Genomic DNA, 14911 nt, shown 5'->3' on the forward strand with positions numbered 1-14911 from the left:
AGTGCGAACGCGGGCACAAAAAAACGCGCCGCGGAGTCCGCGGCGCGTTTCGTGAAGCGTCGGCGCGAGCCGGGCGTCTTACTTGACGGCCCAGAACACGTCGAAGGTGCCTTCTTCGGTGAACGCAGCCGGCACACCGCCGGTCCACGCTTCGTACGGACGGTCGACCGTCTCGTAGCCGTGCGTCAGCGCCCAGCCACGCAGGGCGTCGCGGACCTTCGGCAGGTTGGCCATGTGGCCCTTGAAGCCCGGGACGACGGCGACGCGCGCCGGCTCGTTGAACGCGAAGGTCACCGGACCTTCGAGCTTCACGTCCAGCTTCTCGCTGCCGTCGGCGGCACCGATCTTCTTGACCGGCTGGGCGACGTCGAAGGAGTACATCTCCGAACCGAACTCGTTGGTCACGATGCGGACCGGGCCGGCCGGCTCCAGGCCGTTGGCGGCCATCACCTTCTTGATCCACTCCATGTTGGAGTTGATCTGGCCCATGACCTTGTCGTTGGTGCGCTCGACCGCGGCGGTGACGACCAGCAGGTTCTCGGCCGGGCGATCGACGATCTTGGGCGCCTTCGACGGGTCGGCCTTGCTCAGCTCGGCGTAGTCGTAGTTCGGCACGGCGGCGAGCATGTTGGTCAGGCGGGTCAGGCCCATCTTCATGTCTTCGCCGACGTTGCTGCTGACGTACAGGCCGGCGTAGCGGCCGATCAGGTTCCAGCCGTAGTCGACGTCATAGGTCTGCGTGATCTGCACATTGCGGCCACCGCGGCCGGTCGGACGCAGGGTGAACTCGGTGCGCTTGTTGCGACCCGGCTCGATGTCGGTCAGCGCATAGGCGACGCGCTTGCCCGGATCGCTGGCGGTGATCTCCCAGCTGCCTTGGCGCAGGCCCTTTTCCTTGGAGTTGTAGTCAAGGCGCGCACCCACGCCCGATTCCGGGCCGGAGAGCTTCAGCTCGATCTTCGGGTCGCGCAGGACGAGCGGGTTCCAGTCCTTGAAGCGCTTCAGGCTATTGAGGCTGTCGTACACGATGGTGAGCTTGCGGTTGGTCTCAACCGAATGCTCCAGGTGACGGCTCGACGGCAGCGCGATGCCTACGATGAGGAACAGCGCGGCCACGATGGCCAGGGAAATCAAAATCTCGATCAGACGGGTCATTCAGGTTTCTCCGAGGGCGCCGGTACCCGGTTGACCGGGACACAGACCCGCAATCGTATCAAGGAAGCCGCGGGCGGGGCAGCTGTCCGGGCAAGAAAAGTAAGGTGGGGAAAGGCCGCCTGGCGCGGCGCCCGGAGCCATTGCGCAGGGCCGGCCAGTCCGGAGCCGGGTGACCCGACAGGGTCGGCAAGGTGCGGCCCCGGAACGCCGGGGCGCGGTCGACGACCTTGCCACTTCGGGCCCGTCCGCGTGCGGAAAGGGCCCGGCACCGACCGCGCTCAGACCAGCTGCAACTCGAAGGCTTTGAGCACCGCTCGCGTGCGATCGCGCACGCCGAGCTTGGACAGGGTGAGCCGCCATCGCATGCGAGGCATTGCCTCGCATGGCGGCGAACGCCCGGCGCGCTGCGCCGGGCCGGGCATCCTGCGCTCAGACCAGCTGCAACTCGAAGGCCTTGAGCACCGCGCGCGTGCGATCGCGCACGCCGAGCTTGGACAGGATGTTCGAGACGTGGTTCTTGATCGTGCCTTCGGCGACGCCGAGGGAATTGGCGATTTCCTTGTTGGAAAAGCCACCGGCCATCAGGCGCAGGATCTCGGTTTCGCGTTCGGTCAGCGGATCGGGGCGATCGAGGCTGACGAAGTCGTTGCGCATGTGTTCCAGGCCGGACAGCAGGCGCTGCGTCACCGCCGGCTGCACGAGCGAACCGCCGTCGGCGACGGCCTGTATCGCGCTCACCAGTTGTTCGAGCGAGACGTCCTTGAGCAGGTAGCCCTTCGCGCCCGCCTTCAGGCCGGCCAGCACCAGCTGGTCGTCGTCGAAGGTGGTCAGAATGATCGTCGGCGGCAGCGTGTTGTTGCGCGCCATGTGCTGCAGCGCCTCCAGGCCCGACATCACCGGCATGCGCATGTCCATCAGCACCACGTCGGGCTTGAGCTGCGGAATCAGGTCCACCGCCTGGCGGCCGTCGCCGGCTTCGCCAATTACCTCGATGCCTTCGGCCAGGGCCAACAGGGAGCGGACGCCCTGCCGGACCAGCGTCTGGTCGTCGACTATCAACACACGGATCATGCGATGGCTCCTTCGCAGGCAGCGGCCGCAGCCGCCGAGGCCGGCAGCGTCAGGTGCAGGCAGAAGCCCGCACCCAGCCGGGTTTCGATCTTGAGGTCCCCGCCGTGCGCCTGCAGGCGCTCGCGCATGCCGCGCAGGCCGTTGCCGGCGACGAGGTTGTCGCTTCCGTTGCCGTCGTCGCGCGCGCTCATGACGATGCAGTCCGAACGCCGCCCGGCGTTGATCCACAGGTTGCGCGCGCCGGCGTGGCGCACGGCGTTGGTGATGATTTCCTGCGTGCAGCGCAGCAGCACGTGCGCGCGCTCGGGATCGTCCAGCGTCAGCGGCGCCTGGATGTCCATGTGGATGTCCAGCGCCGGCACGTTCTCGGCCAGCGGCAGCAGCGCGGCCGACAGGTCGATCGCCCCGCCCTCGCGCAGCTGGCTCACCGCTTCGCGCACGTCGGTCAGCAGCAGGCGCGCGAGCGTGTGTGCCTGCTGTACGTGCTCCTTCACACGGCCTTCGGACAGGTGCCCGGCGACTTCCAGGTTGAGGCTCAGCGCCGTGAGGTGATGGCCCAGCAGGTCGTGCAGTTCGCGCGAGATGCGCGTGCGTTCGTTCACCCGAACGCTTTCGCCCAGCAGCGCGCGCGTAGCGCGCAGTTCGGCGTTGAGGCGGCGCTGCTCCTCGCGGGCTTCGGCCTGCTGGCGCGCGACGAGCGCGGTGACGAAGACCAGGCTGGAGAAGCCCATGTAGGTCACCGACTGGAGCACGGCGACCATCGGCGGGAAATCCAGCGCCTCGACGAACAGCGGGATGATCGCGACGTTGCCGCCGACCAGCAGCGCCAGGCCCCAGCGCACCGGCATCAGCCACGGCAGCAGGCCGGCCACGACCATCAGCAGGATCGAGCCCAAGCCCGTGCGCGAGAAGTAGCCGACGCCGATCGCGCAACCGGTGAGGACGAGCAGCAGGACCTTGTCGAGCGCCCCGCTCGGCCGTCCGAGCTGGCGGCTGATCCACCAGTAGATCAGCCCGAACGCGAGGTAAACCACCAGCCAGCGCAGGATCTGCAGCGCCGGTGGGCCTTCGGTGTCGGGACTGAGGATGGTCGGATCGAACCAGACGCTGAGCAGCCAGAGGCCCACGGCGCCCCAGGTGAACAGGCCCGCGTAGCGCAGCAATCGGGTGTGGTTGAGGCGGGCCAGCATGCCGGCATGCTAAACGCATCAAGGGTCTGGGGAGCCGTCCGAAAGTCATGTCTCAGCGGTCGCCCGCATCTTCCCATGGCGTCGTCGGCCGCGCCGTGACGGGTCGCCCGGGGGAGTCGGCCATGCGATAATCGCGACGCCGGCCGCGCTTTGCGCCCGGTCCGAAGCACAGCTGGAGCCTGGAATGTCGATCGTCGTCCGCGACGTGCGTGAGCACGAGCTGGATTCCGTCCTTGCCCTCAACAACGCCGCCGGCCCTGCGATCCTGCCGCTGGATGCGGCGAGACTGCGTCACTTCTTCGATACCGCCGAATACTTCCGCGTCGCCGAGCGCGACGGGGCCATCGCCGGCTTCCTGATCGGCGTGGGCAGCCATACGAACCACGACAGCAGCAACTTCCGCTGGTTCTGCGAGCGTTACCCGAATTTCTTCTACATCGACCGCATCGTGGTCGCCAGCCGCCGTCGCGGCGGCGGCGTCGGCCGTGCGTTCTATGCCGACGCCCAGAGCTACGCCGAGCTGCGCTATCCGCAGATGGCCTGCGAGGTGTTCCTGGAAGGCACCAACGACCCCGCCCTGCTCTTCCACGGCAGCTTCGGCTTCCACGAGGTCGGGCAGCACGTGATGGAAGAGGCCGACGTGCGCGCCGCGATGCTCATGAAGCCGCTGTGCAGCTACGCCTGGGTCCGCGAGACCTACGGCGACGCGCTGCCGCAGGCGCCGTGGATCACCCGCCCGCGCAACGCCGTCGCCGCGCAACGCCTGACCGGTACCGCCCTGTGAGCGCCGCCATGGACTTCGAACTGGCCGGCGAACTGAAGATCGGCCAGGTCGGCATCGCGAACCTGCGCATCCGCACCCTCGACGTCGCCAGACTCACCGAGGAAATGCGCGGCCGCGTGCAGCGCGCGCCGAAGCTGTTCGCGCGTGCGGCGGTGGTGATCGACTTCGGCGGCCTCACGCGCACGCCGGACGAAACCACCGCACGCGCCCTGATCGAAGGCCTGCGCGACGCCGGCGTGCTGCCGGTGGCGCTGGCCTACGGCACCACCGAGATCGAGCGGCTCTCCGAGGCGCTCGGCCTGCCGCTGCTGGCGAAGTTCCGCGCCTCCTACGAGCGCGACGAGCAGGCGCCGTCGCCCGCGCCGACCATTCGTGAGCCAGAGCCCCCGCCGCCGCCGAAGGCCGCGAAAAGCGCGCCCGCCGCCGCGGCGCCGGCCGTCGCGAACGTGGCGCCGGGCATGATCCAGTCGGCACCGGTGCGTTCGGGCCAGCAGATCTACGCCGAAAACCGCGACCTGACCGTACTGACAACGGTGGGCGCCGGTGCGGAGGTGATCTCCGACGGCTCGGTGCATATTTACGGACCGTTGCGCGGTCGCGCCCTGGCTGGCGCGAAAGGCAACGAACAGGCCCGCATCTTCTGCCGCGAGTTCCATGCCGAACTCGTCGCGATCGCGGGCCACTACAAAGTGATGGAAGAAATTCCGAAGGAACTGCGCGGCAAGGCCGTGCAGATCTGGCTCGAAGACCAACAACTAAAGATCGCGGCTCAGGATTGAGACCGCACCACCGGAGGATTGTTTAGTGGCCGAAATCATCGTAGTCACCTCGGGCAAGGGCGGCGTGGGCAAGACCACCACCAGCGCCAGCCTCGCGTGCGGTCTCGCCCGCCGTGGCCACAAGGTCGCCGTCATCGACTTCGACGTCGGCCTGCGCAACCTCGACCTGATCATGGGCTGCGAGCGTCGCGTGGTGTACGACTTCGTCAACGTCGTCAATGGCGAGGCGAACCTGAAGCAGGCGCTGATCAAGGACAAGCGTTTCGAGAACCTGTACGTGCTCGCCGCGTCGCAGACGCGCGACAAGGACGCGCTGACGAAGGAAGGCGTGCAGAAGGTGCTCGACGATCTGGCCGCCGACGGCTTCGACTACATCGTGTGCGACTCGCCGGCCGGCATCGAGAAGGGTGCGTACCTGGCGATGTACTTCGCCGACCAGGCGCTGGTGGTCGTGAACCCGGAAGTCTCGTCGGTGCGCGACTCGGACCGCATCCTCGGCCTGCTGGCGTCGAAGACGCGCCGCGCCGAGAACGGCGAGCGCATCAAGGAACACCTGCTGCTCACCCGCTATAGCCCGAACCGGGTGGAAACGGGCGAGATGCTGTCGGTCGGCGACGTCGAGGAAATCCTCGGCCTCAAGACGATCGGCGTGATCCCCGAATCGCCGGACGTGCTCAACGCGTCCAACAAGGGCGAGCCGGTCATCCTGGAAACCGAGTCCAACGCGGCCCAGGCCTATGACGACGCCGTCGCGCGCCTGCTGGGCGACACCCGGCCGATGCGCTTCATCACTGCAGAGAAGAAGGGTTTCTTCAGCAAGATCTTCGGAGGTTGAGGATGGGCTTGTTCGATTTCCTGCTCGCCAAGAAGCAGACCGCCACGATCGCCAAGGATCGCCTGCGCATCATCGTCGCGCACGAACGCGCCGGCCGCGGCAGCAACAGCCCGGATTACCTGCCGATGCTGCAGCGCGAGTTGCTGGAGGTGATCCGCAAGTACATCAATGTCGACGCCGAATCGGTGAAGGTTGACCTGATCGGCGAAGGCGACAGCAAGGTATTGGACATTTCCGTCGCGCTGCCGGAAAACCCGGCGCAGGCGTGATCGCCTGATCCCTTCTCCCGCCCGCGGGAGAAGGTGGCCGAAGGCCGGATGAGGGCAGCCCAGAGCTGCCGCTCCGTTCGCCCTCACCCTGCCCTCTCCCTGCCCTCTCCCGCAAGCGGGAGAGGGGACGAAACCCGCAATGCTCACCCTCGCCGACATCTCCTTCGACGCCACCGCCGCGCTGCTCGTGCGGTACGGCCTGGCGTTGCATCGCGTCGCCGACGGCGAGGCGATCCCCGGCAGCTACTGGGGCGAATGCGAAGCGGGGCTGATCGGCCACAACGTCTATGCGCGCGGCGACACGCCGGTGCATTCGCTGCTGCACGAAGCCGCGCACCTGATCGTCCTGCCGCCCGAACGCCGCGCGCAGGTGCACACCGACGCCACCGATTCGATCGAGGAAGAAGACGCCGTGTGCGTGCTGCAGGCGCTGCTCGGCGATGCGCTGCCGGGCGTCGGACGCGAACGCGTGCTCGCCGACATGGACGGCTGGGGCTACACGTTCCGGCTGGGTTCGGCGAAGGCGTATTTCGAACGCGATTCCGATGCCGCATGGGAATGGCTGCATGTGCGCGGCCTGGCCGATCTGGCAACGCGTTCCCTGGCGGCGCCTCTCTAAGCCGTCATTCCCGCGAAGGCGGGAATCCAGCCGCCCGCTGCAATTCCCCCTTCCGGAAGTGAGGCGTTTGAGTGCTGGATCCCCGCCTTCGCGGGGATGACGGGCTGTCGCGACCCAGTACCCGCCGCGCTGCACCGCACCAATCTTCCTTCCCTTGCGCCCGTCCCGCGCCGCCTCTAGCCTTCCGGGGCCGCCGTCTGGCGGGCAGTTCACTCCGGAGAGAGTCATCATGAAACCCGTACGCGCGCTCCTCGCGCTCAGCATCACCGCGGCCGCGATCGGCCTGGGCGGTTGCAAGAAGGAACCGACCCCGACCACCACGACCACCGGAGCGCCGACCACCGCGCCGGCCGGCGAGACCGCCGACCAGTTCATCGCCCGGGTGAACGATGAGTACCGGAAGATGTATCCGGAGATGACCGCCGCGCAGTGGCTGTCCTCGACCTACATCAACGACGACAGCCAGCTGCTGTCGGCCAAGGCCAACGAACGCTACCTCGCCCAGCTCAACAACTGGATCGAGCAGGCCAAGCGTTTCGAAGGCCAGCAGATGTCGCCGGAAACGGCGCGCTCGATCCAGTTGCTCAAGCTCGGCACCGCGATGCCGCCGCCGAAGGATCCGGCCAAGCTCGAGGAACTGACCAAGATCGCCACGCGCCTGGAAGGCATGTACGGCGCCGGCACTTACTGCACCGGCGAAGGCGACGCGAAGCAGTGCCGCCAGCTGGGCGACCTGGAAGACGTGCTGCGCACCAGCCGCGACTACGACGAGCAGCTGCAGGCGTGGCAGGGCTGGCACACCATCTCCAAGCCGATGCGCGGCGATTACACGCGTTTCGTCGAACTGGTGAACCAGGGCGCGCGCGACATGGGCTTCGCCGACACCGGCGAGATGTGGCGTTCGGGCTACGACATGACGCCGGCCGAAATGGCCACCGAAACCGACCGCCTCTGGGGCCAGGTCAAGCCGCTGTACGAACAGCTGCACTGCTATGCGCGCACGCGCCTTGAAGCGAAGTACGGCACCGACCGCGGCCACGTGGCCGGCAACATGCTGCCCGCGCACCTGATGGGCAACATGTGGCAGCAGGACTGGGGCAACCTGTGGGACATCCTGGCGCCGTATCCGAACGCCAGCGTTCCGGAGATCACCACCGCGCTGGAATCGCAGTACCGCGCCACGCACGACGCGATGCTCGCGAAGAATCCGGGCAAGCGCGCGCCGGCGGAACTGGCGCAGCTGGAGCAGGACGCCCGCCTCGCCTCGGCCAAGCTGATGAGCGAGCGCGCGCAGGATTTCTACACCTCGCTGGGCATGCAGAAGCTGCCGGAGAGCTACTGGACGCACACGCAATTCATCAAGCCGCGTGATCGCGACGTGGTCTGCCACGCGAGCGCATGGGACATGAACATGGCCGGCGACGTGCGCATCAAGATGTGCATCAAGCCGAACGAGGAAGATTTCACGACGATCTACCACGAGCTCGGCCACGTCTATTACTACCTCGCGTACAACAAGCTGCCGCCGCTGTTCCAGCAGGGCGCGCACGACGGCTTCCATGAAGCCATCGGCGACACGATCGTGCTGTCGATGACGCCCAAGTACCTGCAGTCGATCGGCCTGGCCGGCGAGCAGCAGGTCAGCGACGAGGCCGTGGTCAACGCGCAGATGCGCATGGCGCTGGCGAAGGTCGCGTTCCTGCCGTTCGGCCTGATGATCGACCGCTGGCGCTGGGGCGTGTTCGACGGCTCGATCAAGCCGGCCGACTACAACAAGGCGTGGTGGGAACTGAAGGCGAAGTACCAGGGCGTGGCGCCGTCGACGGCGCGCGGCGAGGAGTTCTTCGACGCCGGCGCGAAGTACCACGTGCCGGGCAACACGCCGTACACGCGCTACTTCTTCGCGCACGTGCTGCAGTTCCAGTTCTACAAGGCACTGTGCGATGCGTCGGGCTACAAGGGCCCGCTGCACGAGTGCAGCTTCTACGGCAACAAGGAAGCCGGCGCGCGCTTCCAGGCGATGCTCAGCAAGGGCGCGAGCCAGCCGTGGCAGAAGACGCTGAAGGAACTCACCGGCGGCGAGCAGATGGACGCCTCGGCGGTGCTGGAGTACTTCGGCCCGCTGCAGACCTGGCTGAAGCAGCAGAACGAAGGCAAGACCTGCGGCTGGCAGGCCGATGCGACCGCCGCAACGCCCGCACCCGCGACGACGCCCGCCGAACCGGCGAAACAGCAAGCGCCGAAGCAGGGCTGAGTTTCGTCCTGAACGCGCGAAGGAAACGGCCGGCCCTGCCGGCCGTTTTCTTTTTTGCGACATCCCACGGCATTCCCGCCAACCTGCGTAGCGCGGACGCCACGGCCACGCGGGTATGGTGACGGCATGAACAAGCACCTGGTTTTCCTCGCCGTCGCCGCCACGCTGCCGTTCGCCACGAACGCCACCGAACGCGTCGACCTGCTCATCCGCGACGCCACCGTCGTCGACGTCGTCTCTGGAAAACTCCAGCCGCATCGCACGATCGCCGTGCGCGACGGGCATATCCTCGCCATCGCCGATGCGAAGCAGGCGAAGCGATACGAGGCGCCGCAGGTCGTCGATGCGCAGGGCAAGTTCGCCATCCCGGGCCTGTGGGACATGCACGTGCATTTCGGCGGCGGCGACAAGTTGATCGAGGAGAACCGCAACCTGCTTCCGCTCTACCTCGCGCACGGCATCACCGCGGTGCGCGACTGCGCGGGCGATCTGAGCCCGAGCGTGCTGCAGTGGCGCGACCAGGTGAGCAAGGGCGAGCTCGCCGGCCCGCGCATCTTCACCTCCGGCCCGAAGATCGAAGGCTACAAGTCGATCTGGCCTGGCGACATCGAGATCGGCAATACGGCTGAGCTCAACGCCGCACTCGATCAGTTGCAAGGCTGGAAGGTCGACTTCGTCAAGATCACCGACAACACGCTGTCGCCGGAACTCTTCCTCGCAGCCGTGAAGGAAGCCGACCGTCGCGGCCTGCGAACTTCCGCGCACGTGCCGTATTCGCTCACGCTGGAAGAAGTGAGCGCGGCGGGACTGGATTCGATCGAACACTTCGACTACGCCTACAAGGCCGGCTCCCCGCTGGAGAAATCGCTCGGCGAGAAGATCGCGACGGGCGAGATCAACAGCCGCGATGCATGGACGCAATGGAACGCCACCTTCGATCCCGCGCGTGCGATGGCGGCCTACCGCAACCTCGCCGCGCACGGGACCGCGATCACGCCGACGATCAACGGCAGCCGCGTGGTGACCTACCTCGACCAGGACGACCACAAGCGCGACCCGTACCTGAAGTACATCGGCCCCGGCCTGCAGGCCACCTACACCTGGCGCGTCGAACGCGCGGCGAAGGACGACGCGCAGGCCGTCGCGCGTCGCCACGAACGTTTCGAGACCAGTGCGGGCGTGCTGCCGATGATGCAGAAGGCCGGCATGACGATCCTCGCCGGCACCGATGCGGGCTTCCTCAACTCCTACAACTACCCCGGCATCGGCCTGCACCAGGAACTGGGCTGGCTCGTGCATTACGGCCTGACGCCGACGCAGGCGCTGCAGGCGGCGACGATCAACGGCGCGCGCTTCCTCGGCCACGCCGATGAATACGGCACGTTGCAGCCGGGCAAGGTCGCCGACGTCGTGCTGCTCGACGCCGACCCGCTGCGCGACATCGACGCCACGCGCCGGATCCACACCGTGGTGCAGCGCGGCCAGGTGCATGACCGCGCCGACCTCGACGCGATGCTGGCCGACGTCGAACGCCGCGTTGCGGCGCAGCAGGCCGCGGCGGCGTCGACGGAGCCCTGATGGCCGCCGCACGCCGGCGCTTCCCCAATGGCAGGGGCGGTCGTACCCTGCGCGCATGAACCGCGCCGACCGCCTCTCCGACCTCGCACCGCAGCCGCTCGAACACGCCACCGCCCTGCCCGCGCGCTACTACGTGGAGGCGGCGATGCCGGCGCTGGATCGCCGCGCCATCTTCGACGCAGGCTGGCAGCTGCTCGCGCACGTGTGCCAGCTGAAGGACGCCGGCGACCACGTCGTCGGCGATTTCGCCGGGCTGCCGGTGATCGCGGTGCGCGGCGCGGACGGCGAGATCCGCGTCTTCCACAACGTCTGCCGCCATCGCGCCGGGCCGATCGCCAGCTGCGACGGCCTGGCCGCCAAGTCGCTCCGCTGCCGCTACCACGGCTGGACGTACACGCTGGACGGCGTGCTGCGTTCCGCGCCGGAAATGGGCTCCGCGCCGGACTTCGTGCCCGGCGACATCCATCTGCCGCAGCTGGCCGTGCGCGTGTGGCAGGGGATGGTATTCGCGGCGGTCGATGAAGCACGCGCGCCGGCCTTCGACGCGTTCGTCGAGGGCATCGACGAACGACTCGGCGCGAACCGCCATCTCGAACATTACGGCCACCACCGCCGCGTCGGCTACGACGTCGCGTGCAACTGGAAGGTCTACGTCGACAACTACCTCGAGGGCTACCACGTCCCGCACATCCATCCCGGATTGAACAAGCTGCTCGATTACCGCAGCTACATCACGGAAACCGCGCAGTGGTATTCGTACCAGTTCAGCCCGCTGGAAAGCGGCGACGGGCTCTATGGCGACGGCGACGCGCTGTATTACTGGCTGTGGCCGAACACGATGCTCAACATCCTGCCCGGCCGCCTGCAGACCAATCGCGTGGTGCCGAAGGGCGCAGACCGATGCCGCGTCGAGTTCGACTTCTACTACGCGATGGACGACAGCGACGAAGCGCACCAGCGCCGCGAGGCGGACCGCGATTTCAGCGACGAAGTGCAGCTGGAAGACCTGACGATCTGCGAGGACGTGCAGCGTGGGCTGTCGTCGGGGTCGTACGAACCCGGGCGGTTGAATCCGTTGCGCGAGAACGCGGTGCATCACTTCCATGAGCTGCTGCGTTCGGTGTATCGGGCGGATGGGGGGTAATGCCGTCATTCCCGCGAAGGCGGGAATCCACACTTCAGCGCGTCAAGTTTCCTGAAAGCAGAGCCACATCGGACAGATGGATCCCCGCCTTCGCGGGGATGACGACTCAAAAGCGACGCGCCGCCCTGCCCTTCGGCGTCCCCGACCTCGACCAGCACACCACCCATGACCCAAACCCGCCCTCTCGGCTTCTGGTCCGCCACCGCGCTCGTGGTCGGCAGCATGATCGGCTCCGGTGCGTTCCTGCTCCCGGCCGCGCTGGCGCCGTTCGGCGCGGCGAGCCTGCTCGGCTGGGGCATCACGCTCGCCGGCGCGATGCTGCTGGCGATCACCTTCGCGCGACTGGCGATGCGCTGGCCGCAGACCGGCGGACCGTACGTGTTCGCGCGCAACGCGTTCGGCGAACTGCCGGGCTTCGTCATCGCGTGGAGCTACTGGATCTCGATCTGGTGCGCCACGGCCGCCATCGCGGTCGCCTTTGCCGGGAGCATCGGCGCGATCTTCCCCGCGCTCACCGCCACGCCGCTGCGCGCGGCGCTCTGCGCGCTCGGCGCGTTGTGGCTGTGCAGTGGCGTGAACCTCATCGGCCTGCGCGAAGCCGGCGGCCTGCAGCTGATCACCACCGTGCTGAAGCTGCTGCCACTGCTGCTGTTCGGCCTGGTCGCGATGTGGTTCGTCGATGCGAAGCACTACACGCCGTTCAACCCGACCACCGACAGCCTGCCGCACGTCGCCAACGCCACCGTCGCATTGACGCTGTGGGCGATGCTCGGGCTGGAAGCGGCGACGGTGCCTGCAGGCTCGACCGAGAACGCACAGGCGACCGTGCCGCGCGCGACCGTGCTGGGTGCGCTCCTCGCGGGCGTAGCGACGATCCTCGCCTGTACGGCGGTGCTCGGGCTGCTGCCGCGCGAAGTGCTCGCGCAGTCGCAGGCGCCGATGGCCGATGCCGCACGTTCGCTCTGGGGACCGGCCGCGGGCGTGACGCTCGCCGTCGTCATGGCGATCTCCTGCTTCGGGGCGCTCAACGGCTGGATCCTGCTGTCGGCGCAGCTGCCGCTCGCCGCCGCGCGCGACGGCCTCTTCCCGGCCTCGTTCACGAAGCTCGACAAGGGCGGCACGCCCGTGGTCGGCGTGATCGTGAGCAGCGTGCTCGCCAGCGCGCTCGTCGCAGCGAACTACAGCCGCTCGCTGGTGCAGGTGTTCACGTTCTCGATCCTGCTCTCGACCGCCGCCACGCTGCTGCCGTACGTCGTGAGCAGCGCCGCATGGCTCGTGCGTGGCACGGGCGCGGTGAGCCGCACGCTCGCCGCGCTGGCGCTGGGCTACAGCCTGTACGCGATGTTCGGCATCGGCACTGAAGCGCTCGTGTGGGGCGCGGTGCTCATCCTCGCCGGTTTCCCGCTCTATGCGTGGATGCGCCGGCGCCGCGTCGCGGTCAGCGGCTGATTACAGCGTTTCGCCGGGGACGGTCTGCGTCGCCCCGTTGCCCGAACGCATCCGCGACACGCGCGCTTCCCAGCGCCAGAAGCCGAACGCGATCGTCAGGAACGCGATGGCGGTGGCGATCAGCCACAGCGCGTGGTCGCTGATCAGCGGCGAAAGCACGCCGGCGATCACCGCGTTGAGCACCAGGCCAGTAAACGCCTGCAGCGACGACGCCGAGCCGCGCTGGCGCGGGTACATGTCGAGGATCGCAAGCGTCACGATCGGGAACACCAGCGCGATGCCGAACGCGTTGAGCATCATCGGCAGCACCGCCCACGGCACCTTGGGCACGTCGGTGAGCAGGTTGTAGCCGAGGTTGATCGCCATGGCGACGGCCGAGCACGCGAACCCGATCGACACCAGCTTCGCGCCGCTCACCTTACCCGCGCTGCGCCCGGACACGAACGCGCCCAGGATCATGCCGCTGATCATCGGCACGAAGAACCAGCCGAACTCGCGCTCGCTGAGCTTGAGGATGTCGAGCACGAACGCCGGCGCCGACGCGATGTACACCCACAGCGCGGCGAAGTTGAACGCCGCCGCGGCGGACAATCGCTGGAAACGCGGATTGACGATGATGGCCACGTAATCGCGCAACAAACGTTTCGGCGCCAGTGGCAGGCGCGCCTGCGGCGGATGCGTTTCGGGCAGCGCACGCCACGTCGCGACGATCAGCACGATCGAGAACGCGACCAGGAACCAGAAGATCGCCGGCCAATGCGCGACGCCGAGGATCCAGCCGCCGATCACCGGTGCCAGCGCGGGCGCGACGCCGAAGATCATCGACACCTGGCTCATCAGCCGCTGCGCGTCGTCGCCGTGCAGCACGTCGCGAATCACCGCGCGGCCGACGATCAGGCCCACGCCGGACGAGAGACCCTGCAACGCGCGGAAGGCGAGCAGCGTCGTCAGGTCCTTCGACAGCGCGCAGCCGACCGAGGCGATGGCGAACACGATCAATCCGCCGAGGATCACGCGCCGGCGCCCGATCGCATCCGACAGCGGCCCGTGCACGATGCTCATCAGCGCGTAGGCGACCAGGTACACGCTGATCGTCTGCTGCATCGCGAGCTTGTCGGCACCGAACTGCGCGCCGATGGCCGGGAACGCAGGGAAGATCGTGTCGATCGAGAACGGTCCGAACATCGCCAGTCCGCCCAGCAGCAGGGCGAGGCGGCGGACGGGAATGGACAGCGTGGCGGGTTGCGTGGGCATCGGCTCGGTCGAATTCGATTCTTGCGAACACGGACGCGATCGCGCCCGCGTGTGTGACGGTCAGGCGTCCGGCGGGCCTTTCAGCTCGACGAGGTTGCCTTCGGGGTCGTACAGGTATTGCGATGGGCCCTCGCCCTCCGCGCCGTAACGCGAACCGAACTCCGCGACGCGGACTTCGTGCGCTGTGAGGTGGGCGACGATCGCGTCCACGTCGAACGGTTCGACGCGCAGGCAGAGGTGGTCCATGTTGTGGCCTTCCTGGCCCGGCGCCGCGCCGCCCTTGCGGCCCAGCGTGCCGTCCACGTCGACCAGGTCGATCAGGCTGGCGCCGGCGCGAAGCTGGATCAGGCCGATGGCGGCCTGCCGGCGTTCGACGGTGCAACCCAGCACGTCGCAGTAGAACGCCACCATCCCGGCGACATCGCGAACCCGCAGCACCACGTGGTCGATCTGCTGCAACTGGAACGGCGGTGACGGCATCGGCGGCATCCTGCGCACGGGCGCACAGGATACAGCCGGCCCGTCTTGCC

Annotated in this window: 14 protein-coding genes and 1 pseudogene; 9 read left to right on the forward strand and 6 right to left on the reverse strand. The window is 67.7% G+C overall.

Going from position 1 to position 14911, the window contains the following annotated elements; all coding sequences use genetic code 11:
- Positions 1–78: 78 nt before the first annotated feature.
- The 4 genes and pseudogenes from GOY17_RS13250 to GOY17_RS13265 form a co-directional block, all read right to left on the reverse strand.
- Positions 79–1155, reverse strand: a complete 1077-nt coding sequence (locus tag GOY17_RS13250) for a polyketide cyclase (RefSeq protein ID WP_115842853.1) — start codon at positions 1153–1155, stop codon at positions 79–81.
- Between the two features lie 278 nt (positions 1156–1433).
- Positions 1434–1502 (reverse strand): annotated as a pseudogene (locus GOY17_RS18965) (DNA-binding response regulator); the annotation flags it as partial.
- Positions 1503–1584: 82 nt separating this feature from the next.
- A complete protein-coding gene (locus tag GOY17_RS13260; RefSeq protein WP_115842852.1) occupies positions 1585–2226 on the reverse strand; it encodes a response regulator in 642 nt (213 codons plus the stop codon).
- Entirely contained in the window at positions 2223–3416 is a 1194-nt protein-coding gene (locus GOY17_RS13265) for a sensor histidine kinase (protein ID WP_115842851.1), read from the reverse strand. The genes GOY17_RS13260 and GOY17_RS13265 overlap by 4 nt, the downstream gene beginning before the upstream one ends.
- Before the next feature lie 184 nt (positions 3417–3600).
- Between GOY17_RS13265 and GOY17_RS13270 the strand changes: the two genes are divergently transcribed.
- The 9 genes from GOY17_RS13270 to GOY17_RS13310 all read left to right on the forward strand — a co-directional run bounded on the left by GOY17_RS13270 (position 3601) and on the right by GOY17_RS13310 (position 13127).
- Positions 3601–4200 carry a GNAT family N-acetyltransferase gene (locus GOY17_RS13270; protein WP_115842850.1) on the forward strand — a complete coding sequence of 200 codons (600 nt, stop codon included), beginning with the start codon at positions 3601–3603 and terminating at the stop codon, positions 4198–4200.
- An 8-nt stretch (positions 4201–4208) separates the two neighbouring features.
- Entirely contained in the window at positions 4209–4979 is a 771-nt protein-coding gene (gene minC, locus GOY17_RS13275) for a septum site-determining protein MinC (RefSeq protein ID WP_157030754.1), read from the forward strand.
- A gap of 25 nt (positions 4980–5004) precedes the next feature.
- Positions 5005–5814 carry a septum site-determining protein MinD gene (minD, locus tag GOY17_RS13280; protein ID WP_115842848.1) on the forward strand — a complete coding sequence of 270 codons (810 nt, stop codon included), beginning with the start codon at positions 5005–5007 and terminating at the stop codon, positions 5812–5814.
- Positions 5815–5816: 2 nt separating this feature from the next.
- Entirely contained in the window at positions 5817–6083 is a 267-nt protein-coding gene (gene minE, locus GOY17_RS13285) for a cell division topological specificity factor MinE (protein WP_115842847.1), read from the forward strand.
- A gap of 139 nt (positions 6084–6222) precedes the next feature.
- Positions 6223–6702 (forward strand): hypothetical protein, encoded by a 480-nt coding sequence (locus tag GOY17_RS13290; RefSeq protein ID WP_157030755.1) that lies wholly within the window; start codon positions 6223–6225, stop codon positions 6700–6702.
- Positions 6703–6931: 229 nt separating this feature from the next.
- Positions 6932–8956: a M2 family metallopeptidase gene (locus GOY17_RS13295; protein ID WP_157030756.1), complete on the forward strand. Its 2025-nt coding sequence runs from the start codon at positions 6932–6934 to the stop codon at positions 8954–8956.
- Between the two features lie 126 nt (positions 8957–9082).
- On the forward strand, positions 9083–10534 hold the full coding sequence (locus GOY17_RS13300) for an amidohydrolase family protein (RefSeq protein WP_157030757.1): 1452 nt from the start codon (positions 9083–9085) through the stop codon (positions 10532–10534).
- 55 nt (positions 10535–10589) lie between these two features.
- Entirely contained in the window at positions 10590–11678 is a 1089-nt protein-coding gene (locus GOY17_RS13305; protein WP_157030758.1) for an aromatic ring-hydroxylating oxygenase subunit alpha, read from the forward strand.
- Between the two features lie 165 nt (positions 11679–11843).
- Entirely contained in the window at positions 11844–13127 is a 1284-nt protein-coding gene (locus GOY17_RS13310; RefSeq protein WP_157030759.1) for an amino acid permease, read from the forward strand.
- On the opposite strand, the gene GOY17_RS13315 is transcribed toward GOY17_RS13310, so the two are convergent.
- On the reverse strand, positions 13128–14381 hold the full coding sequence (locus tag GOY17_RS13315; protein WP_157030760.1) for a multidrug effflux MFS transporter: 1254 nt from the start codon (positions 14379–14381) through the stop codon (positions 13128–13130).
- Between the two features lie 60 nt (positions 14382–14441).
- On the reverse strand, positions 14442–14861 hold the full coding sequence (locus GOY17_RS13320) for a VOC family protein (protein ID WP_157030761.1): 420 nt from the start codon (positions 14859–14861) through the stop codon (positions 14442–14444).
- Positions 14862–14911 lie beyond the last annotated feature (50 nt).

It is taken from the genome of Lysobacter soli, from assembly GCF_009755585.1.
GTDB lineage: Bacteria > Pseudomonadota > Gammaproteobacteria > Xanthomonadales > Xanthomonadaceae > Lysobacter_J > Lysobacter_J soli.

Coding starts and splice junctions, on each gene's coding strand:
- GOY17_RS13290 (WP_157030755.1), top strand. CDS start 6,223: ATGCTCACCCTCGCCGACATCTCCTTCGACGCCACCGCCGCGCTGCTC.
- GOY17_RS13300 (WP_157030757.1), top strand. CDS start 9,083: ATGAACAAGCACCTGGTTTTCCTCGCCGTCGCCGCCACGCTGCCGTTC.
- GOY17_RS13315 (WP_157030760.1), bottom strand. CDS start 14,381: ATGCCCACGCAACCCGCCACGCTGTCCATTCCCGTCCGCCGCCTCGCC.
- GOY17_RS13270 (WP_115842850.1), top strand. CDS start 3,601: ATGTCGATCGTCGTCCGCGACGTGCGTGAGCACGAGCTGGATTCCGTC.
- GOY17_RS13310 (WP_157030759.1), top strand. CDS start 11,844: ATGACCCAAACCCGCCCTCTCGGCTTCTGGTCCGCCACCGCGCTCGTG.
- GOY17_RS13320 (WP_157030761.1), bottom strand. CDS start 14,861: ATGCCGTCACCGCCGTTCCAGTTGCAGCAGATCGACCACGTGGTGCTG.
- GOY17_RS13260 (WP_115842852.1), bottom strand. CDS start 2,226: ATGATCCGTGTGTTGATAGTCGACGACCAGACGCTGGTCCGGCAGGGC.
- GOY17_RS13295 (WP_157030756.1), top strand. CDS start 6,932: ATGAAACCCGTACGCGCGCTCCTCGCGCTCAGCATCACCGCGGCCGCG.
- minE (WP_115842847.1), top strand. CDS start 5,817: ATGGGCTTGTTCGATTTCCTGCTCGCCAAGAAGCAGACCGCCACGATC.
- GOY17_RS13305 (WP_157030758.1), top strand. CDS start 10,590: ATGAACCGCGCCGACCGCCTCTCCGACCTCGCACCGCAGCCGCTCGAA.
- minC (WP_157030754.1), top strand. CDS start 4,209: ATGGACTTCGAACTGGCCGGCGAACTGAAGATCGGCCAGGTCGGCATC.
- GOY17_RS13250 (WP_115842853.1), bottom strand. CDS start 1,155: ATGACCCGTCTGATCGAGATTTTGATTTCCCTGGCCATCGTGGCCGCG.
- GOY17_RS13265 (WP_115842851.1), bottom strand. CDS start 3,416: ATGCTGGCCCGCCTCAACCACACCCGATTGCTGCGCTACGCGGGCCTG.